The sequence below is a fragment of the Streptomyces sp. P5F9 genome, assembly GCF_057961495.1.
Genome location: NZ_JBXVPZ010000015.1, coordinates 23,448 through 47,998, shown reverse-complemented (window position 1 = coordinate 47,998; position 24,551 = coordinate 23,448). Strand labels below are relative to the sequence as shown.

Here is a 24,551-nt window from a genome sequence, read left to right as displayed (position 1 = left end):
CTGAGGGTGTCGAACAGATCGCCTCAGTGAACGACGTAGGTGCGCTCGCCGTAGAGCCGCTCGCACACACCGCTCAGCTTCGCCACCGACAGCACGCTGCCGTCCGTCCAACGACGGAATTCCCACCCCCAGTCCAGCGGCACGGCCCGGCGCACAAACCGCTCCATGACGTCGAGCCGACGCAACAGCCGTGCGGCATTGGGAGCCACGACCAGCCCGGCGCCGACCTCGGCGAGTACGGGCGCCTGCTCGTAGACGGTGGAGGTCAGTCCCGCGCGGCGCAGGAAGGCGCCGGCGGCGAGACTACCGATGCCACCCCCGATGATGGCGATCCGCGGGCCGTGCACAAGAGCGGGCATGGATCCGGCACATGCGCCGGTCGGGAACGCACATCACGCTGTCGGCCGGCACCACTGGATCGCCCGGGAGGGCGAGGCGGTTGAACTGGTAGAGGAGGGCGAAGGTCTGCTCGACGACGTAGCTGCCTGTGCGAAGCTCCGTGCCCCGTTCGCGAAGTCCAGCCGTGTGGCGTGGTTGCTACCGGCTGGCCGCGAGGAAGTCCTCCAGGATCTCGGCGAACCGCGCCGGCTGCTCCTCGGCCGGGTAATGGCCGCAGTCGTCGAGGACGACCCCCGTGACGTCGTCGGCCGCCAGCCGCATCGTCTGGGCGGCACCCTCGCCGCTCCACAGCGCGCCGCCGACGGCGAGCACCGGCAGCGTCAGCCGGGTCTTGCCGCGCTGCTCGTTCTGCGCGATCGTCTCGTCCAGCGCCCGGTAGTAGGCGAAGCTCGCCCGCAGCGCGCGGGGATCCGCGGTGATCGCGTCGACGTAGACGTCGACGGCGTACGCGGGGATCGCGGTCGGCGTGGCGGCCTTGGTGGCGAACTGCCAGCCGAAGAAGAGCCGTTCCCGTCCCCGGACCAGTTCCTCGTTGAGGTCGGTGAGGCGGTTGAAGCCGAACTGCCAGAGCTTCAGGTTGGCCGCGGCCGGGCCGAAGAACGGCGGGGACGGCGTGAGACCGGGGATCAGTGCTTCGATGATGGCGAGCCGGCCCACCCGCTCGGGGTGATCGGCGGCGAGGGCGTATCCGGTCCAGGTGCCGATGTCGTGGCCGGCCACGTCGAAGCGGTCGTGTCCGAGCGCGGCCATCAGCGCGACCAGATCGGCGGCCAGGGTGCCGGCGTCGTACCCGTCGTCGGGCTTGTCGGAGAGCCCGGCGCCGCGCGAGTCGACGGCGACGACGGTGTGCCGACGGGCCAGCGCGGGCATCACCTCCCGCCAGGCGTACCAGGTCTGGGGCCATCCGCCGATCAGCAGCAGCGCCGGGCCGTCCCCGCCGGTGACCGCGTGCAGCCGCAGTCCGTTCACCTCCACGAGCCGGCTGGTGAAGACGTCAGGGAATCCGTCGGGCAGTCGCAGCGAACTCAAGGTTGTCATGCCGACGACTCTACCCATCTTTGAACGATCGTTACAAGATGTGTAGACTGACGGACCATGGCAGGCCGCAAGCAGTTCGACGTGGACGAGGCGCTACGACGTGCGATGCACGTCTTCTGGCGCTGGGGATATTCGGAGGCCTCGATCGACCGCCTGGCCGAGGGCACGGGCCTGGGCCGGGGCTCGCTCTACGGCACCTTCGGCGACAAGAGCGCCCTCTTCCGCAAAAGCCTCCAACGGTACGCGCAGACCTACCACCCGCTGTACGAGCAAGCACTGTCCGGCCCCCACCCGAGCCCGAGCGCCGTTGTGGCCGCCTACCTGCAGGTCGCCCTGAACCGCATCGCCGACCCGACGGTCCCTGACGGCTGCCTGCTCACGGTGTCGGCAACGCAGTTCCCGGCGCTCGACGCGGAGGGGCAGGCGATGGTCCGCGCCATGATCGACGGTTTGCGGGCGAGGCTGGAGCAAGCCTTGCTGGCGGCGGGGGCCGGTGAGCGGGAGGCGGCGGAACTGGCGTTGTGCACGCTGGCGACGAACAAGTCCCTGGCGGTGCTGAGCCGCGTCGGCTTCTCGGGCGACGACCTGGCAGCCGTCGCGGCCGCCGCCGCCAGGAATGCCGAGGCTGTGCCGCATCGACCGGCCGGACCGTCGGGGTCGTGATAGGCGGGAAGGCTCGTTGGCGTCCGTGCCGCCGCCGGGACATGAGGCTGGTGCACCCGTCTGGTCAAAGGGGCTCCGGGTTCAGCGGCGTTTCGAGCTGGGCCGGCCCCGGTCGACCGGCGACGGCCCCGTGCGCTGCCCCCTCTTCAACACCTGAACGTGGGGCAGGAGTTGACCGCGCAGCGAGACCAGTTCAGGTGTGAGGCCGCATTCGACTCGGTCGGCAGGACCTCGTGCGGCCGTTGCCGGACGCCGGCCTCGTTCCCGTCCCGCAACCGGCGCCAGCATGTCGTGCCCGAGCCGGAGCCCAACTCCTGCGGGAGGTACGCCCGCTGGGTCCCGGCAGGCGGCACGTATCGGATCCCGCACCGTACCTCGCGGCCCGAATACCGGAACCTGCGCTCGCGCTGCGACAGCAACGGCTCCAAGCAGTCCCGCACCTCATCCGACACGATCCACGGCGACGTTCCCACATCGGACCGAACGCCCAACTCCCGCCCTGGACAAGGCCATCAGAACCGATCAACCTCTATGTGTCAGCCGTTGGTACCTCCCTGGGGGCCGTGCGCTGCGCGTGGTTCGGGCCTGACCGCGAACACTATGCCGATGTCGCCGGCCCGCTGCACCGAGTCCTGCTCGGTGCTGACGGTGAAGCCGTGCGTGAGGAGGACCTCGCAGACCGTGTCGCGGTTCTGCCGCCAGCCCTCCACCTCGACGACGGCCTGGCGGACCAGCGGCCAATGGCGTTCCTCGATGCCTCTGAGTACTTCGAGTTCGGCGCCTTCCACATCGACCTTGAGGAGGTCGATGTGGTCGATGCCCTGCTCGTCGAGCACCGAGGACAGGGGCCTGACCTTCACTCGGTGAGTCTCCAGCCGCCGCAGCACCCGCAGTTTGCGGCTGATGAGAAGGGTGAGGAGGGGGGCGGGTACGCGGCGCAGGACCGGTCCGAGGCCGCCCTGGCGGATCATTTCGACGACGCTGGCGGTGACCCGGCGCCGCTCGTCCTCGATGTTCCCCTGATCCCGCGAGGAGGACGAGAAGATCGTGGCGGCCGGGATGTAGCTGAAGTCGAGCTCGTCGTCACGGGACGCCAGGCCGTAGGGGAGCGCGGTCAGACGCCCGTTGAAGAACTCGCGGGCATTGCGTTCGAGTGTCGCGTGGAGTGGCGGCAGCGGCTCGAAGGCGTAGATCCGCACGTCTCCGTCCAGCCGCTCGTACACGGCGGCCGAGAACACACCGATGTTGGCGCCCACGTCGAGTACCGTCGCGCCCGGTGTGCACTCGATGCCGTGGGCGAAGTAGCCGCCCACCTCCTCGCGGAGGAAGGAGGCTTCCCAGCGATTTATGCTGTGCAGTTCCATCATGCTCATGGCCATGACAACGTGATGTATCAGGATTGGGGCCGACAATCCAGCTCTGGAGGCCGAGGCGGCCGTGAGGCCCTGGCTGATCGTCGCGGCACCGGTGCCGGCGTGGGACCGGCTGCGGTGGTTGTGGTTGTGGTTGTGGGGCGTGGGTCGGTGCAACTGCCCTCCTCGAACGGCTCGTCGGTGGCATGCACCCACATGCGATGGACGCCGCCGCTGTAGCTGTGCTGGTCGCTGAGGTCCAGGTTCCAGGGCCTCTGCCAGCTGTACGCGAACGAGCTCTGTGTCCAGCCGTCGGCCGGGGTGGTGGGTCGGCGCCGCTTCGGCGGGCGAGGCCGACGGCAGGGTGAGCGAGGCACCGCCGGCCAGCAGGCCGGCGTCACTGAAGTGCGGGTGGCCGCGGGAGTCGAAGGCCGGCAGGGCCCGGTCGGGGATGTCGGGATCACGGACGGCGGCATCGAAGATTCCGCCCGCACCGGATGACGATCAGGGCGTGTACGCCGCTGTGGGAGAGCACGTCGGCGTCGAGGCGGGGCAGGGCGTTGAAGCCGGTGCTTTCAGTAGGACGCGTTTGCCCGTGATGCCTGTGTTCGGCATGCCGAGGCGCTTGTGCGGGGGCAGTTGGCGTTGCCGGGTGGTGAGCTGGTCGAGCCGGCCGTGGTTCGCGCCCGTTGTCGGTCCGTACCCGTCGGTGATCGAGTCGCCCTGCGCGACGACGCTGCCCTGCTGTCCTGGAGCCGAGCACGTCCACGCCGTAGTGCCAGGAGCCGGTGGTCGCGGTGCTGACCTGCTCCGGCGTGGGATTGCCGTCCGGGGCGAGGAACGAGGTCCGCAGGGCGGAGCGGTGATACGTCGCCGGGCCCGAGTCGTGGGGGTGTGTACCGGCTGCCTGGCAGGTTGGTGTCCGAGGGCACCCGTACGGGGACCGGATCGCTCACGGCGTCCTGGCCGGCTGGGACCGTGAGGGATGTGGCGCCGTAGAAGGAGATTGAACGCGTCGTTCCAGCCGCGGAGTTCGGGTTCTTCGGGGCGGTGGATTCCTGTGCGGCGACGGCCGTGGCGTCGGTTTCGAGCGGCGCCGTGCCGAGCCGGTTGGAGACGCGGATGCAGGCCCCGCGGCTGGAGGCCTCGGTGTGGATCATGTTGCGCACCGAATGGCCCGACGGTTCGGTGGCGGTCGCGGATGCGGCGCTCTCCCACGCGCCGGTCCAGCAGGGTCGGCCGGCGGCGCGGCCGGCGCGGCTGCGCTCGCCGGAAACGGCGGGAGGGCGGCTGCCTGTGCTCCCAGGAGAGTGCGGGGCAAGCGCCGGATCGTGGCCTTGCGCATGGGGCGCTGTCCTTCCGGTGAGAGTCAGCCGTGGGCCGAACGCGGAATGCGCGGTGAGGAACGCGAACGCAGGTAACCGCAATACATCGGATGAGTCAAGAACTTTGGGCGGTATTATTTGTGCGCACACGTCTTCCCAAATAGCCGAAATTAGCCGTTTTTTCGGCATGGATGGCTCTCGGCCGATGTCATTGACAGGTGCTTGGGGCGTGCCTAGGTTCCTCGATACACCCGATGTGTAGATGACTGTCAGTTCTGGAGGACGATGATGACCTCACAGCCGGGGAAGCACTCGCCGCTGCCCCGCAGAGTCTTACTCGGCACCGCGCTGGGAGGAGCCGCGGCCGCGGCCCTGCCCGGTGGGACGGCCCACGCCGACGAGCCTGTACGGGCAGAGGGGGCGGCCGACGTTGTTCCGCCGGCCCGGGCCGGCGGAAGCCCCTGGAGACTCCGCGACACCATGCGCGCCGACGGTGCCTGGAAAGAATTTCTGCGGGGCCAGGATCTGTTGTGGAGCAGACTGCCCACCCTCTGGCACGAGGGACCGTTCCTGGGGGACGGTCTGCTCGGCAGCATGGTGTACCAGGAGCCGGGAGCCAACAAGCTCCGCTTCACCATCCAGCACGGCCGGGTCCAGGACCATCGGCCCGAGTTCGGCAGCGGCTGGGGCACCTGTCGCCTGCCGGTCGGCCACCTCACACTCGAACCGGTCGGCGCCATCACCTCCGTCGACTGGCGGCTGAGCCTGTGGAACGCCGAGCTCACCGGTACCGTCACCACTACCGCGGGCACGCTCACGCTCTCCGCTCTCATCCATGACGAGGTGTTCGCCGCCCGTGTGACGGCCGATGGCGATGAACGGGTCACCTGGACGTTCCACCCCGAAGAAGCGCTCAGCCCCCGGCACATCAGCGAAGCTCCGCCCTCGGGCTACACCGTCAACCCGCCCTGGGCCACGCGGACTTCCTCCGACGGCACCGAGCAGGTGCTCCAGCCCCTCACCGGAGGCCAGACCGCCACCGCCTACCGCCGCATCGGCCACGACCTGCTGCTCAGCGTCGGACACAGCTCGCCCTCCGACACGGCCGCCCAAGCCGCCTCGCTGCGCAACCTCCGGCGCGCGGCCGCGTACAACGCCCTCAGGCAGCGGCACATCCAGTGGTGGCACACCTTCTACCGCAGGAGCTTCGTCTCGTTCCCGGACCAACGTCTGCAGAGCTTCCACTGGATCCAGCTCTACAAGGTCGCCTCCGCCAGCCGCGCAGGCGGTCCCGTCATGGCCACCTCCGGGCCATGGCTGGAGCCCACACCCTGGCCCGCGGTCTGGTGGAACCTCAACGTCCAGTTGGAGTACTGGCTCATCCACGGCTTCAACCACCCGGAGCTGGACTCGCTCGCCACCACGCTGCGCCAGAACCAGGAACAGCTCGCGGCCAACGTGCCCACCGCCTACCAGGCGGACAGCTCCGGCATCGGCCGCAGCTCCGACATGTTCGCCAACCGCGAAGTGGGCCGACCGGGAACAGGCGCCGAGACCGGCGACCTCACCTGGGCACTGCACAACGTGTGGCTGTCCTACCGGCACAGCATGGACAAGGCGCTGTTGCGCGACACGATCTATCCCGTGCTGCGCCGGGCGATCAACTACTACCTGCACTTCCTCACCCCGGGCAGCGACGGCAGACTCCACCTGCCCAGCACGCTCTCGCCCGAATACCCCGTTGTACCGCCACAGGACACCAACTACGACCTGGCCCTGATCCGATGGGGCTGCCAGACCCTGATCGAGTCAGCCGAACTGCTCGCAATCGACGACGAGTTGATCCCACGCTGGCAGGAAGTGCTGGCCAGGCTCACGCCGTACCCGGTCGACGACAACGGCTTCATGATCGGCGCCGACACCCCGTACGCGCAGTCCCACCGGCACTACTCACACCTGCTGATGGTGTATCCGCTCTATCTCGTCAACTGGGACCAGCCCGGCAGCCGCGACCTGATCGCGAAGTCGGTGACCCACTGGCACGCCCTGACCGGCGCCCACCGAGGCTACAGCTACACCGGCGCCGCCTCCATGTACGCGATGACCGGTGACGGAGATACCGCGATCACGTACCTGCGGAAGTTCTTCGATCCCACCACGCGCTACCCCTGCCGTGCCAACACGCACTACACCGAGGCCGGGCCGGTCATCGAGACGCCGCTGTCCGCCTCGCAGTCCCTGCACGACATGTTCTGCCAGAGCTGGGGCGGCGTGCTCCGCGTCTTCCCGGCGGTCCCGTCCTCCTGGGCAGACGTCACCCTGCATGACTTCCGGACCCAGGGTGCCTTCCTGGTCAGCGCCGTGCGAAAAGCCGGGGTGACCCGGTTCATCAGGATCAGAAGCCTGGCAGGCGAGCCGCTCAATCTCCGGCACGGCCTCACCGGGACCCTCACCGTGCTCTTGGACGACGGCACACCCGCCCGCACCCACGATCTGGGCGAGGGCACCCTCGCCATCGACCTTCCCCGGGGCCGTGAGGTACTGGTCCACGCCGGTTCCCGTCCCGAACTCGTCATCGGGCCCGTTGCCATCAGTGAGCCGGGTGCGGCCTGGGGCCTGCCGTAGCAGAGCCGGAGGATGCGGCCGTGTCGTCGAGTGTCATGCGGCCCACCGGGCCGGCCTCGGACTCGACGACACGCTTTCTCTCACATCGCCCGACGACTGCTCCTGCCAGTCTCCGATGCCGCTCAGCGGTACTCCTCGGCGACAAGGGCTACGACTCCAACCCCCACCGTGAGGAGCTGCGCAAGTGCCGGATTGCCGGCAGTTCAAGCGTCTCGCCGTGCGCTGGGAACGCCGGACCGAACTCCGCGACGCCTTCGTCTCATTGGTCTGCGGCCTCATCTGCGTGGAGGCGGCTTCGGAAGCCCAAGAACGGCTGACCGGTGTCAGGGCAGGCCAGGGCCGCAGCGGGCCGCTTTAGAGCGTTGGTGCTCTCCGCATCCGGGGCGAGGTGGGGGAGATGATCGTGGGAGCAGAGCCGTCGAGCACCGCCAACGGTCACGAGGAGCGTCCGGACGGCGTCGAGGGCGCAATTTCTACAGGACTGCTCGGCCCTGGCGTAGTCGAGTTCCAGTGTGCGCAATCTGTAGCCGAGTTCAGCGGAGGCTTCTTCCACGATCGGCTTGAGGTCCTTGCAGGGCCCGCACCAGTCGGCGTAGACGTACAGGAGTAGCGGAACCGGCCAGGGAGCCCCGCGCTACAGGCGCCGTTCCGCCGCCTTCGGCCAGGGGCTGCCCTCGCCGGCGCGGGGACGACGGGCATCCGGACCGGCGATGGGATCCGGCCCACCCCCGGACGACGGGAGTGGGGCGGACCGCGGCAGTACTACGCGGGTCAGCGGATGGTGGTGACCCGGTGCTCCTTCAGCGCGGCGCAGTTGGAGCCCGTCACGTAGACGTAAACGTTGTCGATGTGGCCACCCCAGTCGACGCAGTGGGCCTTGCCCTGGACATAGGCCGGTCCGGCGTACGACGTGTAGGCGCCCTCGTCCTGGGCGTACTCATCGGTGTCGGAGACGTAGATCCACGCGCCCATGTCGCGCGCGGCGCCGGGGTTGGTGCGGATGGTCGCGACGCAGTTCTTGCCGTTGGAGGCGTTGTAGGTCAGGTAGACGGTGCCCTGCGTGCCGACGGGCGCGGAATTGACGGTCTTGTAGCTGCTTCCACAGACCTTCTGTGCAGTGGTGTTCGGTGCCGCGGAGGCGGGGCCGGCCAGAACGGTCGTCGCGCCGACTGCCAGGGCCGCCATCGCCGTACCGGCGAGAATGGAATGAGCGAATCGCATATTTCCCCCTTGTGGTCTTAGGAGTGCCTTGCTCCTGACAGGTCAGACACGTGTCGGCCAGGCAGGGTTGTGACCCCGCACCGGCTTGATCCGGCCGAGTTGACCGGGCGAACCGGGAACCCGGCCGGGTGGCCGTGACCTCGGTGGGCAGGGAGCTTGCGGTGGCGCCCGGGCCCGCCGTTCGCGCATCGGGTCACTTTGTGCCGTCACAGCCGCGGTCTTCGTCCGGGGGTGTCGCCGGCCGAGAACGCCAGGCAGCGGCACGGGTGACCTGCGGCTGCCCGTGCCCGACCCCCCCGCCGTCGTGGATCCGCCCGACAGCACGACGACGCGTGGGCGTCGGCGCATTCCTGCCACAACCCTTCGGCGCGCTATGTGTCGGAGGGGTTCACTCAAGTCCGCGTGACCGGATCACGCGGCGCGGCCCACGCTGGTCAGGTGGGCAGAGCCCGAGCGGCCGACCTTGAGGTTCTGGCGGTGCAATGGACGGCTCGGCGTGTGGCATGGCGCCAGGCTTCGCAGTCCGCGAAGTGCCAGAAGGCTGATCGGTGCGCGAATACGCACCTTCATCACCGTGCTGCACTCGCACGGGAGGGCTGCCGGCCAAGTAGGTACGACATCGGACCGGCGACCATCCTGGTACCCCCTGGGGGTAGGATGCCGACGCCGGTGATCGGTAATGACGGCACAGGTGGAGATGATGGCAATACGGACAGCGCGCAGCGGAGGCGGCACAGCCGTCCGCTGGACGTACGGGGTGTTCCTCACCCTCTGCGTCGCGCTGGCCGTGCTCGTCCACCATGAGACGTCCCCGATGGGCACCTCGTCGTCCATGTCGGGACCGGCCGGTGCCGGGCACGTGATGCCGGGTTCTGCCCAGGCTGTACACGCGATGGGCGGTGATGCGGCAACGTCGGTCTCGGACGCCTCCTCGCACGACGTCGAAGACTGCGGGTGCGCCATGCCTGGCATGCAGCACTGCGGCTCGGCGAGCGTGGACACTGTGCAGCTCGCCGTACCGGGCCAGAGTTCGTTCGACGCCTTGGTGAACATGCGGCAGGCCGCGGCGGGACGCACACCCGGTGCAGTGGTCGGCCGCGCTCCGCCAGACCTCTCCGTCCTCTCTCAACCGCGTCTGTAGGCCGCGCCGGACGGCGCGTGATGTGCCGTTCCTCCGTGACCACATCGGCAGTTACGAAACAGAGGACACGCAATGAACAGCATGAACCGACGCTCCGTCATGCTCACTGGCCTGGGAGTCGCCGGAGCGGGCGCGCTCGCTGCCTGTAGCAGTGGCTCCGGCGGTGGAAACGCCTTGGTCAGCCCCACCGCCTCGGCCGTTACCGCCGCCGATATGAAGCGCAAGGCCACGGGACGGCGGAAGCAGGTCACCCTGACCGCGGCACCCGCGATGATCGACCTGGGTGCCGGAGTCATGCCCAAGACCTGGGCCTTCGACGGCCGCACCCCCGGCAGGGAGGTCCGGCTCTCTGCCGGTGACACTCTCGTCGCCGAGTTGTCCAACCAGCTCCCGAACAAGACCACCACGTCGATCCACTGGCACGGCATCGCGCTGCGCAACGACATGGACGGAGTACCGCCCGCCGTCCAGACCGCAGTCCGGGCCGGCTCCACCTTCACCTACAGCTTCATCGCTCCCGACCCCGGCACGTACTTCTTCCACCCGCACGTCGGCGTCCAGCTCGACCGCGGCCTGTACGCCCCGCTGATCGTCGAGGACCCCAAGGAGCCGCTGTCGTACGACGACGAGTGGGTCATCGTCCTTGACGACTGGCTCGACGGCGTCACCGGCACCCCCGACGACGCCTTCGACGAACTCAGGCGTGGCATGGCCGCCATGGGTGACATGAGCGGCATGGACATGGGCAGCAGCCCGAGCCCCAGCAGTTCGGATACCGGCATGGGCGGGATGGACATGGGTGGTTCCGCCTCCCAGTCCGCCTCGGCCTCCTCATCCGGCGACATGTCCAAGAAGTTCATGCTCATGGGCGCCACCAGCAAGCTGCTCGGCGGCGACGCCGGCGACGTGAAGTACCCGCATCACCTCGTCAACGGCCGGGTGGCCGCCGACCCCGACGTCTACACCGGCAAGCCCGGCAAGAAGGTGCGCCTGCGGATCATCAACGCCGGCTCGGACACCGCCTACCGGGTCGCCCTCGGCGGCCACAAGCTGACGATCACCCACACTGACGGGTTCCCGGTCCAGCACCAGGAGGTGGACGCTCTGCTGGTCGGCATGGGGGAGCGGTACGACGTCCTCGTCACCCTCGGGGACGGAGTCTTCCCGCTTGTCGCCCTGGCCGAGGGCAAGAACACCAATGGCCTGGCGCTGGTGCGCACAGGCTTGGGGAGGGTGCCGAAGGCGACCGTGCGACCGAAGGAACTGGACGGCATGATCATGCAGGCCTCCCAGCTGCAGGCCGCCGACGACGTGCGGCTCAAGTCCGCCAAAACCGATGTCACGCACCAGATCAAGCTGACCGGCAACATGATGAAGTACAACTGGTCCATCAACGAGACCCCGTTCGACATGAACGATCCGCAGGCGCACCCGATCGTCATCGAGGAGGGCCAGCGCGTACGACTCGACTTCGTGAACACGACCGAGATGTGGCACCCGATGCACCTGCACGGCCACACCTACCAGCTCGGTACCACCGGCCCGCGCAAGGACACCGCGATCGTGCTGCCCAAGAGGACGGTCTCCGTGTTCCTCGACGCCGACAACCCGGGCCAGTGGATGCTGCACTGCCACAACGCGTACCACGGTGAGGCCGGCATGATGGCGAACGTGGCCTACAAGGCCTGACGCTCTCCGCTCGACGCTCGGGTGCGCTCATCAGTTTGCGGTGGGCGCACCCGCACCAGTGTGGAACAGCGTGTCCTTACCCACGGTGAGGCCGACCGCGGCCGCCAGGCGGGCTCCTGCCCGGCCGGCCAGGGCCAGCCTGATCTGCGTCAACACTCCGCCCAGCAGCGGGGTATGTCACTTTGAATCAGCCTTGGCAGGTGCAGCACCCGGCCCTCGTCCTTCACTTCGTACATGTCGACTCGTACACGTCGACGCGCCGCGGCCTGCGGACGTAGCCGGGGGACGCGTTCGAGGGCCTTGACGGACGAGGAGAGCACGAGCAAGGCGTACCTGGTCTCCGGCGCCTCGTTCGTAGTCCGGCGCAGCTTGTACCCACGCGGCCTCCTCGCGCCGCCCCGCGGGCTCCTCCCGGATCCTCTTGTCCCTGGCCGCCTCCAACAGACCGAGCAGCGGTACCACCAGCGACCTCCATGAGTCGGACGACCGGACGAACTACGCTCGTCTTCCGCCGTGAACGGGAGTTCAGGCCCACCCGGACTGAACGATCACGTTCGGAAAGCTGATGACGTCTTGCATGCTCCGGTGAATCAGGCAGGTCAGCGCTGCAGGGTGAGGACGGCTGGACGCCACGGCAGTTGGTCGTAGGGGCCGCTCGCGGTGGGGGACTTGCCCTGGTAGAGGAACTGCAGGTTGCAGGGGTCGATGGTCATGGTCTGGTCGGGGTTGTTGCGGACGAGGTCTCCGTGGCTGATGTCGTTGGTCCAGGTGGCGCCGCTGTTGGCCTTGGCCGCGAAAGGGTTGCTTTCGCTGGCGGCCTGCGGGGTCCACGAACCGTTCAGGCTGGAGGCCGTGAACGAGCGGAAGTAGCGCTGCTCGTTGGCGCTGCGCGCTTCGACGATCATGAGGTACTGGTTCTGGCCTTGGACCTTGTAGACCTGTGGCGCCTCGAACAGGTTTTTCACCGTGTCGCTCATGACCGTCGTGTAGGAGGAGCCGAAGCTGCCCGGGAAGTTACCGATCGGCATGCTGGCCCGGTAGATGTTGCCGTTGTCGCCGGCGAAGAAGAGGTACATGTTCTGGCCGTCGGCGATCAGGGTCTGGTCGATCGGGGCGGCGCCCGGGATGCTGCCGGTGAACAGCGGCTGCGGCGCGGACCAGCCGTTGGGGTTGGTGGGGTCGCTGGAGGTGCGGTAGATGAAGGGCCATGAACCCCATTGGTAGGCCAGCACCCAGATGTTCTTGGGCGCGAAGTAGAACAGCGTGGGTGCCACCGTGGCTTGGGTCATCCCGGTCTGGCCGGCCGACGCCATGTCCGACCAGTTGGTGAAGGGCTTGAACGCCATCGAGCCGTACGACGAACCCGACACGTCCGACGCGTAGACCAGGTGCTTGCCGTTGTACGTCACGGTGGTGAAGTCCTTCAGCGCGACCCACCCGTTCGCCGGCTGCGCCAACGCGCCCGTCGACGACCACCGGTATGTCGACGGAAGAGCGCACGAGGTGCTCGGCGGCGGGGTAGGCGTCCCGGACAGGCCGGTCCAGTTCTGGTTGCCGGCGCCGTTGCACGTCCAGATCTGCACCGCCGTGCCGTTGGCCGTACCGGCGCCCGAGACGTCCAGGCACAGCCCGGACTCCACGCCGAGGATCGTGCCGTCGGAGTTCACCCGCCACTGCTGGTTGGCGCCGCCGCTACAGGTCCAGATCTGTACCCGGGTACCGGCCGTGGTGGCGTGGCCCGGAACGTCCAGGCACTTGTTGCCGTACACGGTCAGCCGGCCGCTGTCCGTCGCTGTCCACTGCTGGCCGGTCCCGCCTGAGCAGTCCGAGATCTGCACGTACGTGCCGTCGGTCTGGCCGCCGTTCTGCACATCGAGACATCGGCCGGAACCGACACCGCGCACGGCGCCGCTGGTGGCCGCCTGAGCAGGGCCGGTGACGAGCGTCGCCGCCAACGCGATCAGGGCCGCGACCGCGGCGGCGAGCACGGTGGCCAGATGTCCGCGGCTGAGACTTCGTCTGCGCATGGGAACCTCGTCATCCTTGGGTTGATGCGGGCATGACATATCGGCCGCAGGGAGATGGCCTGCTGTGCGAGTGGAGCGGCTCTGAATGTTCGCTATGTCGAACGAGGATCGGAGTGTCGAGCAATCTGGATGATAGGGAACCGGGAATCGCCGTCAAGGCCTCTCGCAGGATTCGCGAACAGATTCGAAACATTCGCAGTTGTGAGGCCGGTCATTCGGACCCAACCGTCAGGGTCTGGAACTCGTTGGGGAGGTCCGGGCGCCTCGTGACGTTGAGGTTGCGGTAGACGCGAGGCGGATGCTGTTCCACCGTGCTCACGGTGACGCACAGCTGGTCCGCGATTCACGGTTGGAGTTGCCGACGGCGGTCAGGCAGGCGCCCCGTCGCTCCGCCGCACTGAGCGAATCTTTCGGAAGCGCGGGCGGTTAGGTCGGCGCCTCCTGGCTGTTGAGGTGCCGCAGGGATCGCTGCAGCCGCCGGGTGCCGCACAGATCGGCCAGTTGCAGCGCCTGGTACAGCGCCCGCCGTGCCTGCTCGGCCTGGCCGGTCGCCCTCTGCGCGGAACTCAGCGCGGCGCGTGCCCGGGCGAGTTCCAGCCTGTTGCTGGCGAGGCGCACGATGGCGACGGACTCCAGTAGCAGGCTCGCTCGGCGGTGCGGCTCGGCGATCCTCGGCGACCAGGCACTTGGCCACGCCGCGGTTGCGGGACTTCGCGCTGCCGGGTGATGAAGCAGCCCCGCCGGTGGGGCTTCGGCGGGACATTTGATCTTCGTGGTGTCACTGGGAAGGTCAGGGTGCCGATGAACGTACGAGACCGTGAGCGATTCGCTGTTCGAGCCTTACTCGGCAATCCGGCCACTCCGCTGCGCTGATCGAGAAGATCGCAGAGTCCCGGAGCTCGCCGTCCTTGCCCGGCGCCCATGACCGGGACCAGTTCTTTAGCACGCCCTCGACGTTGCGGTCGTTGTAGTGCACGGTGATGTCGTATCCGAGGAACCTCACCGCCTGGGTGCGGGCGTGGGTGATGTCGCCACGCGTGCGGTCGCTACGCCGTCGCGGTCTTCTCATGCGGAGCCGCCGACGCGCAGGCAACGGTGCTGTGCGGGGGCTGCTGGGGTGCTGGGTGCGGGGCGGTTCCGCACCGTCCGGCGCCGAAGGGAAAGAGGGAGGTGGGTGAACGGATCGGCCGGGCCGGGACGTGCTTGCCGGTGGCCGTATTCGTCGCTGTTGCTCTCGCGTGAGACGCGACACCACACGGGACGGCTACAGGGCGCACTGCACCGAGACCTGCGAGCCGAGCACCCTGAACCTGCTCGGGAAGGTTGCCCACGCCAGTGGCCACGGCCACTGGCGACAGCCGGGGTGGGCCGACGCCTGCTGGCGAGCGGGCGCACCCCGGCTTTCGGCCGGGCCTTACTTTCTCTTGAGGGTGAAGTTCTTGGTGACGGTGGACTTCTTCTTGATCGTCACTGTCGCGACGGTCGGCTGGAAGCCGTCCTTGGCGACGATGACGGAGAGCGGGTTGTTGCGGACGTCGAGCCAGAGGGCGTACCCGCCGGTGGCGTCCGTCGTCAGCGTGTAGCTCGTGGCCCAGGTGTCGATCTGGACGGTCGCCCCGGCGATCGGAGCGGTGCCGCCGGTGGCGGTGACCCCCAGCACGGTGCCGGTGATCTTGCCCCAGGTGCTGGGCGGGGCGACGTGCATCTCCACGGGGAGCCTAGGGATGGGGTACGGGGTGTCGGAGCTGAAGGAGAGCTGGGCGGTGAAGTCTCCCGGCTGGGTCACCTCGGTCACGGAGGCGTCCAGGGTGATCGTCACCTTCGAGCTTTTGCCGGGCTGGAGGGTGAGCTGCTGCGCGCTCTCGCTCAGCCAGCTGACGTCGCCCGTTTCTCCCTGGTCGTAGCCCGGCAGCACCTCCACGGTCGTTGCGGGGGTTGCGAGCGCGACGCCGCCACCGACCTTGAAGAAGCCGAGCGCGCCTCCGCCGCGGTAGGTGGCGGTGTCGGCGTTGGGGAGGGCGGCCCAGGTGCCGGCCTGGGGGTCGAAGGCGAAGGCCTGGTTGGTGATGCTGTTGTCGGTGACGCCACCGGCGGCCACCAGCAGGCCGTTGGCGGAGGTGTAGGCGGAGCCCCAGAGGGTGATCGGCAGGTCGGCGACCTGTGACCAGGCGTTGGCGGCGGGGTCGTAGACGTAGGAGTGCTTGACCTCGCTGCTGCCGCCCACACCGCCGGCGCAGTAGAGCTTGCCGCTGATGCCGGCGCAGGAACTCCAGGAGATCTGCTCCGGGTAGTCGGCCACCGTGGACCAGCTGTCGGCGGCCGGGTCGTAGGCGGTGACATCCGTGCTGCCGCAGGACTGTGCGCCGCAGCCACCGACCACGTAGAGCTTGCCGTCGAGCACGGCGCTGCCGGAGCCGGCGTAGGGCTTGGGCGAGGCGGCGCCAGTGGTCCAGGTGTTGCTTTGCGGGTCGTAGATCTCCAGTTTGGCGTCGGGATCGCCGCTGGGTCCCCAGCCGCCGACGGCGTAGAACTTGCCGTCGATGAAGGCGTGGGCGGGGTCCTCCCGGGTGTCCGCCGCGGCGGCCAGCTTGGTCCAGGTGCCGGCGACGGGATCGAGGGCGTACATGTCCTTGGTGTCGGCGCTGCCGTTGAAGCCGAAGGCGGAGTAGACCTTCCCGTCGTTGGTGGCGACAGCGTTGTCCATGAGCTTCACCGGCAGGTCGGCGGCCGTCTCCCAAGCGTCGCCGGCGGCTCCCGGAGCCACCGTGGCAGTCTTGCCCGGCGCGGTGGCGGCGGCCTTGCTGGACAGGGGGGAGTACGAGCCCTTGACCAGCTTGCGCGGGGCGCCGTTGGCGGAGGCCATGCTGAACCCGCCGGGCTGTTCGCCCAGTTTGACGGTGGCGGCCGCCGTGCCGGTGTTCTTGACCGTCAGGGTCTTGGTGGTCTGCGCGCCCCAGCCGACCGACGCGGTCACGGAGGTCTTGTCCAGTGTCAACTGCCCGGCGCCGAGAGCGAAGTCCGCGCCGACCGCGCTGTCGGCCCGCACCTTCACCGTCTTGTCGAGCCCGGTGTAGTGCGGTTTCGCCGCGGTGAAGCCGTGGCTGCCGAGGGAGGAGAACAGGGCGTAGACGCCGTCGCCCAGGGCGGGGTCGTCGGGGGTGGCCAGGGTCACGGTGCTCTGCTTGTTGTCGTCCTTGCTCGTCACGGTGGCGCCGACCAGCCCCGCGGTGGTGTTGGCGTCGGTCACGGCTCCGGTGAGCAGACCGCCCGGCAGGGTGGTGACGTGGCGCTCGCCGACGAAAACGTTGTCAACCTTCCACCACCAGCCGAACGAGCCGGTGAAGTGGAAGCGCAGTTGCACCGATGACTTGCCGGCGTAGTCGGTCAGCGGCAGTTCGACCTTCTGCGCGCCGAAGGTGGTGCCGGTGGCGGACCACAGCGTGGTCCAGGTGGCGCCGCCGTCGGTGGTCGCGTCGACGTCCGCGCTCTGGCCGCTGATGGCCCAGTAGTCGTTGGCGAAGGCGATCTCGGGTGCGGAGTTGTCGGTGAAGTCGTAGACGGGGCTGAGCAGTTGCGTGTCCTGGTGTGCTCCGCCGCCGTAGTGGTCGCTGTCGACGATCGCGAATCCGCCGTCGCCGCCGGTGGTGTTGCCGCGTGAGCCAGGGTCGTCGAAGGTCCAACCGCCAGTCGTTCCGTCGGCGTTGACCACGCTCCAGTCTTTGGGGGCGGCGTCGGTCGCGTCGAACGGCTCGGTGGTGCCTTCGTCCCGCACCGAATAACCGGCGGGAGGGGTGGCTTCCCACGGGTCGGCTGGCACCGCGACGTTCAGGCTCTGGTCAGCGTCCGCGACGGTGATCTTCTTGGTGGGCGAGGTGTAGCCGGGATAGGCGCTGTCCACGTGCAGGGTGTAGTCGTGGCCCTGGGGCAGTTTCAGGTCGAAGGCGCCGGTCAGAGGGTCGGTCCACACCGGGCCACCGGGAACGCCGTCCGCGGTGATCTTGGCGTAGAGCGGCCAGCCGTGGCCGGAGCCGTCGGTGACCTTGCCGGAGACCGTCCGGCTGGGGACCGGGTTCAGGGCGAAGTTCTTGGTGAGGGTGTCGCCGTCGGCGAGGGACACGCCGGAGGCGGTGCTGCCGGCATAACCGTATGCCTCGACGCTGATGTCGTAGCTGCCGACCGGCAGGACCAGCGAGTAGGCCCCGTCGGCATCGGTGTGCGCCGTGCCGCCGCCCTGGGTGGTGACGGTGGCCCCGGCGACCGGGTTGCCGGTGCTGTCATCGGTGACGGTGCCGGAGAGTCTGCCGTGCGGGCCGCTGCGGAACGCGGCCAGGCCGTCGGGTGTGCCCAGGCCGGTCGGGCCGTCGTAGCCGGCCCCGGCGGTGCACAGGTACGCGGGGGTGCAGCTGCCGTTGTCGCCCTCGGTCACGTCGTGGAGACCGGTGCCTGCGGCGTACGGGTAGGAGTTGGGGTACGTGCCCGCGACGGGTGTCCCGGCGGCCGCGTACACCGCGGCGATGATCGGTGAGGAGGCGCTGGTGCCGCCGTACACCTGCCAGCCGCCACCACCGTAGGTCTGGTAGACGGCCACGCCGGTGGCCGGGTCGGCGACGGCGGAGACGTCCGCGACGGTGCGCTTGGCGCATCCGGTGTCCGTCTGGAAGGCGGGCTTGGGCTCGTAGAGGGAGCAGCCGGATCCCGGGCCGAAGCCGTCGTGGTTCCAGACCGACTCGGACCAGCCGCGTGCGGTGCCGGAATCCCGGACCAGTGAGGTGCCGCCGACGGACGTCACGTAGGGGGAGACGGCCGGGTAGGCGACCCCGTAGTCACTGTCCCCCGAGGAGGCGACCACGGCGACACCGGGGTGGTTGTAGTGGGCGTCGTACGTCGTCTCGTCGGAGCTCTCGCCGCTGCCCGGCGTGCTGCTGTAGTTGGTGCCGTAGGAGTTGGAGACGTACTTGGCACCGAGCGCGACCGCCTGGTCGACGGCCGCCCCCAGGTCCTCGAAGCTCGGCTGGTCCGCCTCGACGAGCAGGATGTGTGCGTTCGGCGCGGCTGCGGAGACCATGTCCAGGTCGAGGGAGATCTCGCCGGCCCAGCCGGCGTCGGGCGCGGGGTAGTCGCTACCGCCGCGCTGGTCGACCTTGGTGAAGCAGCCGTTGGCGGTGGTGCAGGGGGACAGCCCGTACTGCTCGCGGTAGACGGCCAGGTCGGCCTCGGCGCTGGGATCGTCATAGGCGTCGACGATGGCGATGGTCTGGCCCGCACCTCCGTCGGCGGGAAGGCTGTAGGCGCTCTGCAGGTCGGCGGCGCCGTACCCGCTGGGGGTGACGGAGGCTGCCAGCAGGCCCTTGACGGCCTTGGTGTCGGTGCGGCGCAGGGCGAAGCAGGCGGCTTCGCCCTTCTTGGGGGTGGCGCAGGACGGTTCGAGGGCGATCTTCTTCTTCGCTGACGAGGCTGACGAGGCTGACGAGGCCGTTGAGGCCGACGCGACGGACGGCGCCGCCGCGTGTGCCGGGATCTGCATCCCCAGGACCGTCATTGCCGCGGCGCTCAGGAGCGTCAGGCAGGCGGCGGCTCTTCGGCGTATAGCTGAACCGGTTCTTGGCGAAGTGCGCAAAACGTTGCTCCCCAGTTTGCCTTTCAAGGGTCGACCTGTACGCGGTTGCCGGTCGACGGTGAATGTGGGTAGTCCCATTCACCGCAATCAATTGGCGTACACCGAGGAGCAGTTGACAATAGTCTGTGTGTTACATGTGCATTTCCTGAGCGGATTCCATGCGAATTGGGACCCGGTTCAGAATTGGAAATAAATCTCCATGCCAATGGGGCCCGTCGCTCAAAGACCGCGCGGGCCATTTCCGGAGGGAAATGATTCTGTGTCGTGACATCAAAACGGCGATCACCGCGTCGGTGACCCGTGTTCATCCTCGCCTCGGCAGCCGCGCCTGACAAGATCCGTCGGCTGCGGGCCCGCGCAGTTGCGCACTTGCGTAGCATCGGCATCAACTCGTGCGATCTTTCGAGGAGTTGATGATGGACGCGTCCTCCTTGGATGCACTGTGGGCGGGCACCGGCCTGGGCTCTCTTGCTCGGCAGACACTGGAATACCTGGTCAGTCATCCGGACGCGGACGAGGACGCAGTCGCGGAGGGGATCGGCGTGTCAGTCGCGGCGGCCCGGACCGCCCTGAGGTCCTTGGAGACCGAACTCCTGGCGGTACGCGTCGGGGAACGGCCCACGCGCTGGAGCGCCGGCCCGCCTCGCTCTTCGCTGGGCGCTCTTCTGGCCCGTAAACGACAGGAGTTGGCGAAAGCGGAGCTGTACGCGGAACAGCTCCAGGAGGTCTACAGTGCGGCCCCGGGCCGACGGATCGCCTCGGACCTCTTCGAGGTCGTCGAGAGCGACGAACAGGTCGGCGCCCGCTATGTGCACCTTCTGAGGAGCAGTCGGTACGAGGTGCTGCATTTCGCGAAGCCGCCGTATGTGACCTCGCGGATCACCCCTGCAGATGCCTCGACCGCTGCGGGCGCCACGGTCCGTACCGACGTACGGCTGCGGTCCGTTTACGACAGCGACGGAATCGCGGACGACGGATGCCTGGAGACGGCCCTCGGGGGCAATGCCGCGGAAGGAGAGTTGCGGCTCCTGCCCGGACTGCCCATGAAACTGGTCATCTTCGACGGCGCCGCGGCGATCATGCCCCTGCAGAGGGACGATCCCGCCGCGGGCTCACTCGTCGTGCACTCCTCAACGCTGCTGGACGTACTGATAGCCCTTTTCGAAAGCGTATGGGAGCGTGCCGTGCCACTCGCGCTGGAAAGCCGGCCCGCTTCACCCACCGAGACCGCCGCACGACACGATGGCGCCCTGCACGGCCGGACGCGAGACATTCTTCGCCTGATGGCCGCCGGAATGAAGGACGACGCCATTGCGCGCGCCCTACGGCTCAGCCGCAGGACCGTTCAGACGCACATCAGCGATCTGGGCAGACAACTGGGCGCACGGACCCGCTTCCAGATAGCCCTGCTGGCCCAGGAACGCGGCTGGTTGGACGATCCGGAGGGGTAAGCGACGCTCCGGCCGAGGCGGCGTCCTTGGAGCCGAGACGACGGCCTGGCTCCAGGGGCGGCGGAGGTCTTCGGCAGACGGGCAGTGCGGCGCGCATCGTGGCGCCGCCGGCCACCACGGTGGTTCCGGCCAGAGTGATCCCGGCTGCGGGCGATCGCCGCAGCCCGGGTGGCGACCACTCCGAACACCCCCACCAGCAGGGGACCGATGCCGAATACGGCACCGAGCGGCTCGGCGATGTGACGGCGAACGAAGTCGCGCAACGGCAGACCGGTCAGACGGTGCACCAACTCGCCCACGAGGTGGCCGTAGGTGAGGACGTGGTAGCCGGAGGCCGAGCCGGGGCGTGTCCTGGCCGGCGCCGACCGACACGACTCCCCGCTGCTCGCCCCGGCCCTGGACCGTCTGGACGAACTGGGACCGTTGCCCGACGACATCACCGTGCACCCGGACGCCGGCTACGACTCGGAAAGGACCCGCGCGCTGCTCAGCGAACGCGGCCTGCACGGACGCCTCGCGCACAAGGGGGAGCGCCCCTCCAGGCCAGTCGGCGTGGGCGCCTGGAACGGACCCGCGCGTGGCAGAACGCCTTCCACCGGCTCGCCCGCTGCTACGAGCGGCGCACCACCGTCATCGACGCCTTCTTCGACCTCGCCGACACGATCATCACCGTGCGCAGGCTGATCCGGCGGGCATGGACGACTCACCGCTGGGGCGAACGCCCGAACCGTCGGCCATGACCGCACGCTTATCCGCACGACCTCTTATCTGACCATTGCTCGGTTGCCGCTGCCGGTGCTGTGGTGCTCTTGAGCGGCAAGGACCTGATCGGCGTGATCGATCGCCCACTGACCGAGGGCGGCCAGCGGTCCGTCAGCGAGGCTGCCGCCCAGCTCGGACAGCTCATACAGCACGGAGCGGTCGGCCGGCGTGGTGATCCGTCTGATCAGGCCGTTGGCGTGCAGACGGCGCAGCGTCTGGGTCAGGACCTTGTCACTGACGCCCGCGATGCCACTCAGAAGGTCGATCCGGCGGCGTCCGCCCGCGCGCAGCGCCATCAGCACCACGGGGTCCCAGGTGTGGGCGATCAGGTCGGCGGCCAGGCGCACCGCACAGTCGGCGGCGAAGGGCGAGCAGTGGTCGTTCACGCGTCTCTTCCTACCGGATTCGGGCCTACCGATCGGTAGGCCCGAGGTTCCTACCGTAGCGAGAGATCAGGCTTCGAGACATGGGAGAGCGACGTGCGTATCGGAATTCTGGGCACCGGCGTGATGGCCTCGGCACTGGCGGAGGCGTGGACGCAACGTGGACACCACGTCCTCGTCGGAGGCCGTTCACAGGACAAGGCCCGGGCGATCGCGGAGCGGCTCGGCGACGCGGTCGAGGCGGTCGGCCCCGCGCAGGTGGCCAGAGCGAGCGATGCCGTGGTCGTGGCAGTGGCGTGGGAGGGGCTCGACCAGGTGCTCGCTCTCGCCGAGGCCGGCGAGGGGTCGTTGGCGGGCAAGGCCGTGATCGACTGCACCAACGCAGTCGACTACGCCTCCGGCCTGCTCAAACCGCCCACCGGGTCGGCGGTACAGCACATCGCCGGGCTTGCCGTAGGCAGCCGCGTGGTCAAGGCGCTGCACCTGTTCGCGGGGACGAGCTGGCTGGCGCCGACGCCGACGGGGCAACCGAAACGGACCGTGGCGATGTGCGGCGACGACGGCGCTGCGCTCGACATCGCCGCCGAGCTGATCCGCGACCTCGGTGGCGTGCCCGCCGTGATAGGCGGACTGGAGCACGCCCGGCAGCTTGAAGACGTGGCGGGATTCGTCATGCGGCTGGTCGCCGCGGGCCACAACCCCGTTACCGCCGTGCCCGTCGTCGACCAGTGAGCGTTTCCAGTGCGGCCGCTGATCGGGTGACGGGGGCGGTGTGAGGTCGGGGTGCGCAACGGACAGGGCTCCCGTGCCGTTGAGGGAGGTGTTCGACGTCTCAACTCCGCAGCACAGGAGCCCTGTTGGTTCCGTATCCTGCCGCACTCGACCTGCCTCACGCCTTGGTCGAGTGGGTCACGATGCTCATCGTCCCCCGCGAGGGTGACCGGCGGTGCAAACTCCCGCCGCACCGCCGTGCGCTGGTCGCACTCCTGTACCTGCGTCGCCATGACACCCTCGCCCGTATCGCCAGAGCCTTCGGGATATCCGTCGGCACCGCCCACGCTTACGTCACCACGGTCACCGGTCTGCTCGCCGAGCAGGCGCCGGGCCTGTTATCGACCGGCCGAGCAGCCACAGAACACCACCCCTGGTATCCGTTGAACTGCCAACTCCGCCCCAAGTCAACGGCATTGAGGTTGATGATCAAGCTCAGAGCCGGCGAAGTATTCCGCGCTCGTCGGCGCAGGCTTTGGTCCTGGCTACAACCCTGTCCCCGCAGGCGCGGATGCCGGCTCCAGCGGGTGCCAGTACGGCGAGAGGGTGCCGGCATTCTTGATCTGGCGTGGGTCGAGATCCACGGACGGCAGATCGACTCGTTCACGGCGCCCAGCGCGGGAGACGTTTCCGACCGGTTCGCCAACTCTGCCCGGAGACCTCTCACTTGAGTTGGTCACGCGCCGAAGTCTGTTCGCGGGGCGGCGCTGTCGAGGCCCGGATCACGAGTTCGGTGGCGAGTTCGATGTGGTGGGACTCGACCTTCTGGCCGTTGGCCAGGCGGAGGGCTGTTCGGAGGGCGGCACCGCCCATCTCCCGGAGTGGCTGGCGCACTGTGGTCAGCGGCGGTGAGGCCATCTGGGCGAGGCTTGTGTCGTCGAAGCCGACCACGCTCAGGTCTTCGGGGGTGCGCAGGCCTCGGGCGCGGGCGGTTTCGATGACACCGAGAGCGATCTCGTCGTTGCCCGCGAAGATCGCGGTCGGAGACTCTTCCAGGTCCAGGAGCACCGCGGCGCCGAGCAACCCGGCCTCGTACGTGAATTCTCCGGGCCGGACGTAGGCGTGGGGTACCTGCACTCCTTCCGCCTCCATGGCGGCGCGGTAGCCGTGCATGCGTGCTTGGTTGCATACGGCCATGGCCGGTCCGCCGAGATAGGCGACGCGGCGATGGCCCAGGGAGAGCAGGTGCCGGGTCGCGGCCAGGCCACCGGCGAAGTTGGTCGCCCCGACGCTGTTGACCCGGATGTCCGGCAGGTGCAGGGGGTCCAGCACGACCAGTGGCAGCCCGGCCCGGGCCAGTTCGTTCAGGTGCCCCGCGGTGTACACGCTGGTGACCGCGATGACGGCGCGGCGCCCGGCTGAGACGAGGTCCCGGGCCCAGTGCGGGGCATGGGACGCCTTGCTGATGACCACCGAGGCCCCCAGTTCGGCGGCGGAGTCGATGATGCCTTCCAGAGTCTCGGCCACGTACGACTTGAGGCCGCCCTGGAACTGGACCTCGATGGTGGGGCTTTCGACGGCCTCGGTGTGACGGAACACCGGCGCGAGGTAGTCGTGCCGATGCAGCAGCTCCTGTACCCGGGTGCGGGTGTCGGCTGCCACGTCACCGCGGCCGTTGACCACTTTGGACACGGTCGCGACGGACACCCCGGCCGCTTGGGCGATGTCGGCCAAGGTGGTGCGCCTGGCGTTCGGTCGCATCGGTTCCTCCCAGCTGTTCGTCCACCGGTGTGGTGAGCCGCCGGTCGTACCGGCAACGCGGGTGGAACCGGTCAACCGTACGGCAGTCCGGCACCGAGATCGTCTGGGAACGAGTCGACTGGTTCCTCGGTCTGGACATGTCTGACGATCTGCGTGAGACCGCGTCCGGTGAACGCGGTCCGATCGGCATCCCCGCCGACCCGTCCGGGTACGGCTGCGTCGGGCTTCAGCCGTACCCGGGCGCAGCGGGCCGACCGCCGCACTGTCCAGCTCGGCCTTCGGAGGATCTGCACCCACAGGCCGGTGGGCGGGATCACCCCGGCCGGAGTGATCGCCGCCGCGCCCTCCTGACCGGGCATGAACTCCCGCACCAGGCAGGCAGCGTG

General features: G+C 68.7%; 18 protein-coding genes and 4 pseudogenes. 8 read left to right on the top strand and 14 right to left on the bottom strand.

Annotated elements, in window-relative coordinates; translation table 11 throughout:
* Positions 1-23 precede the first annotated feature (23 nt).
* Together AC31A1_RS05040 and AC31A1_RS05035 are read right to left on the bottom strand one after the other, a co-directional pair.
* On the bottom strand, positions 24-359 hold the full coding sequence (locus AC31A1_RS05040; RefSeq protein ID WP_489652035.1) for an FAD-dependent oxidoreductase: 336 nt from the start codon (positions 357-359) through the stop codon (positions 24-26).
* Positions 360-537: 178 nt separating this feature from the next.
* A complete protein-coding gene (locus tag AC31A1_RS05035) occupies positions 538-1,437 on the bottom strand; it encodes an alpha/beta fold hydrolase (protein WP_489652034.1) in 900 nt (299 codons plus the stop codon).
* Between the two features lie 57 nt (positions 1,438-1,494).
* Here AC31A1_RS05035 and AC31A1_RS05030 point away from each other — a divergent pair, with 57 nt between their 5' ends.
* Positions 1,495-2,100 (top strand): TetR/AcrR family transcriptional regulator, encoded by a 606-nt coding sequence (locus AC31A1_RS05030; protein ID WP_489652033.1) that lies wholly within the window; start codon positions 1,495-1,497, stop codon positions 2,098-2,100.
* Between the two features lie 90 nt (positions 2,101-2,190).
* On the opposite strand, the pseudogene AC31A1_RS05025 reads toward AC31A1_RS05030, so the two are convergent.
* Both AC31A1_RS05025 and AC31A1_RS05020 read right to left on the bottom strand, forming a co-directional pair.
* Positions 2,191-2,591 (bottom strand): annotated as a pseudogene (locus AC31A1_RS05025) (transposase); the annotation flags it as partial.
* A 45-nt stretch (positions 2,592-2,636) separates the two neighbouring features.
* Complete coding sequence (locus AC31A1_RS05020) at positions 2,637-3,479, bottom strand: FkbM family methyltransferase (protein ID WP_489652032.1); 843 nt, start codon at positions 3,477-3,479, stop codon at positions 2,637-2,639.
* Between the two features lie 1,586 nt (positions 3,480-5,065).
* Here AC31A1_RS05020 and AC31A1_RS05015 point away from each other — a divergent pair.
* A complete protein-coding gene (locus AC31A1_RS05015; protein WP_489652031.1) occupies positions 5,066-7,402 on the top strand; it encodes a glycosyl hydrolase family 95 catalytic domain-containing protein in 2,337 nt (778 codons plus the stop codon).
* A 259-nt stretch (positions 7,403-7,661) separates the two neighbouring features.
* Here the strand turns inward: AC31A1_RS05015 and AC31A1_RS05010 are convergent, their stop codons facing one another.
* Positions 7,662-8,006, bottom strand: coding sequence for a thioredoxin family protein (locus tag AC31A1_RS05010; RefSeq protein ID WP_489652045.1), 345 nt, complete (start codon positions 8,004-8,006; stop codon positions 7,662-7,664).
* A gap of 167 nt (positions 8,007-8,173) precedes the next feature.
* The gene (locus tag AC31A1_RS05005; protein WP_489652030.1) at positions 8,174-8,623 is read right to left on the bottom strand and encodes a spore-associated protein; all 450 of its coding nucleotides are present in this window, start codon (positions 8,621-8,623) and stop codon (positions 8,174-8,176) included.
* A gap of 700 nt (positions 8,624-9,323) precedes the next feature.
* Between AC31A1_RS05005 and AC31A1_RS05000 the strand changes: the two genes are divergently transcribed.
* The gene (locus AC31A1_RS05000) at positions 9,324-9,764 is read left to right on the top strand and encodes a hypothetical protein (protein WP_489652029.1); all 441 of its coding nucleotides are present in this window, start codon (positions 9,324-9,326) and stop codon (positions 9,762-9,764) included.
* A gap of 72 nt (positions 9,765-9,836) precedes the next feature.
* A complete protein-coding gene (locus AC31A1_RS04995) occupies positions 9,837-11,453 on the top strand; it encodes a multicopper oxidase family protein (RefSeq protein WP_489652028.1) in 1,617 nt (538 codons plus the stop codon).
* 599 nt (positions 11,454-12,052) lie between these two features.
* Here the strand turns inward: AC31A1_RS04995 and AC31A1_RS04990 are convergent.
* The 4 genes and pseudogenes from AC31A1_RS04990 to AC31A1_RS04975 all read right to left on the bottom strand — a co-directional run bounded on the left by AC31A1_RS04990 (position 12,053) and on the right by AC31A1_RS04975 (position 19,019).
* Positions 12,053-13,480 (bottom strand): non-reducing end alpha-L-arabinofuranosidase family hydrolase, encoded by a 1,428-nt coding sequence (locus AC31A1_RS04990; protein ID WP_489652027.1) that lies wholly within the window; start codon positions 13,478-13,480, stop codon positions 12,053-12,055.
* Between the two features lie 426 nt (positions 13,481-13,906).
* Positions 13,907-14,098: a hypothetical protein gene (locus AC31A1_RS04985; protein WP_489652026.1), complete on the bottom strand. Its 192-nt coding sequence runs from the start codon at positions 14,096-14,098 to the stop codon at positions 13,907-13,909.
* 172 nt (positions 14,099-14,270) lie between these two features.
* Positions 14,271-14,432, bottom strand: a pseudogene (locus AC31A1_RS04980) (GNAT family N-acetyltransferase); the annotation flags it as partial.
* A gap of 462 nt (positions 14,433-14,894) precedes the next feature.
* On the bottom strand, positions 14,895-19,019 hold the full coding sequence (locus tag AC31A1_RS04975; RefSeq protein ID WP_489652025.1) for a Kelch repeat-containing protein: 4,125 nt from the start codon (positions 19,017-19,019) through the stop codon (positions 14,895-14,897).
* Between the two features lie 470 nt (positions 19,020-19,489).
* Here AC31A1_RS04975 and AC31A1_RS04970 point away from each other — a divergent pair, with 470 nt between their 5' ends.
* The gene (locus AC31A1_RS04970) at positions 19,490-20,548 is read left to right on the top strand and encodes a helix-turn-helix transcriptional regulator (protein ID WP_489652024.1); all 1,059 of its coding nucleotides are present in this window, start codon (positions 19,490-19,492) and stop codon (positions 20,546-20,548) included.
* Here the strand turns inward: AC31A1_RS04970 and AC31A1_RS04965 are convergent.
* Entirely contained in the window at positions 20,443-20,985 is a 543-nt protein-coding gene (locus AC31A1_RS04965) for a serine hydrolase (protein WP_489652023.1), read from the bottom strand. The two genes, AC31A1_RS04970 and AC31A1_RS04965, sit on opposite strands and share 106 nt — an antisense overlap.
* On the opposite strand from AC31A1_RS04965, the pseudogene AC31A1_RS04960 reads away from it, so the two are divergent.
* Positions 20,891-21,288: pseudogene (locus AC31A1_RS04960) on the top strand (transposase); the annotation flags it as partial. The gene AC31A1_RS04965 and the pseudogene AC31A1_RS04960 overlap by 95 nt on opposite strands.
* Positions 21,289-21,312: 24 nt before the next feature.
* Here the strand turns inward: AC31A1_RS04960 and AC31A1_RS04955 are convergent.
* Positions 21,313-21,696 carry a winged helix-turn-helix transcriptional regulator gene (locus AC31A1_RS04955; RefSeq protein ID WP_489652022.1) on the bottom strand — a complete coding sequence of 128 codons (384 nt, stop codon included), beginning with the start codon at positions 21,694-21,696 and terminating at the stop codon, positions 21,313-21,315.
* 93 nt (positions 21,697-21,789) lie between these two features.
* Here AC31A1_RS04955 and AC31A1_RS04950 point away from each other — a divergent pair, with 93 nt between their 5' ends.
* A complete protein-coding gene (locus tag AC31A1_RS04950; RefSeq protein ID WP_489652021.1) occupies positions 21,790-22,425 on the top strand; it encodes an NADPH-dependent F420 reductase in 636 nt (211 codons plus the stop codon).
* Positions 22,426-22,550: 125 nt separating this feature from the next.
* Positions 22,551-22,817: pseudogene (locus tag AC31A1_RS04945) on the top strand (helix-turn-helix domain-containing protein); the annotation flags it as partial.
* 310 nt (positions 22,818-23,127) lie between these two features.
* Here AC31A1_RS04945 and AC31A1_RS04940 read toward each other — a convergent pair.
* A complete protein-coding gene (locus tag AC31A1_RS04940) occupies positions 23,128-24,165 on the bottom strand; it encodes a LacI family DNA-binding transcriptional regulator (RefSeq protein ID WP_489652020.1) in 1,038 nt (345 codons plus the stop codon).
* Between the two features lie 71 nt (positions 24,166-24,236).
* Positions 24,237-24,524 (bottom strand): hypothetical protein, encoded by a 288-nt coding sequence (locus AC31A1_RS04935; protein ID WP_489652019.1) that lies wholly within the window; start codon positions 24,522-24,524, stop codon positions 24,237-24,239.
* Between the last annotated feature and the right edge of the window lie 27 nt (positions 24,525-24,551).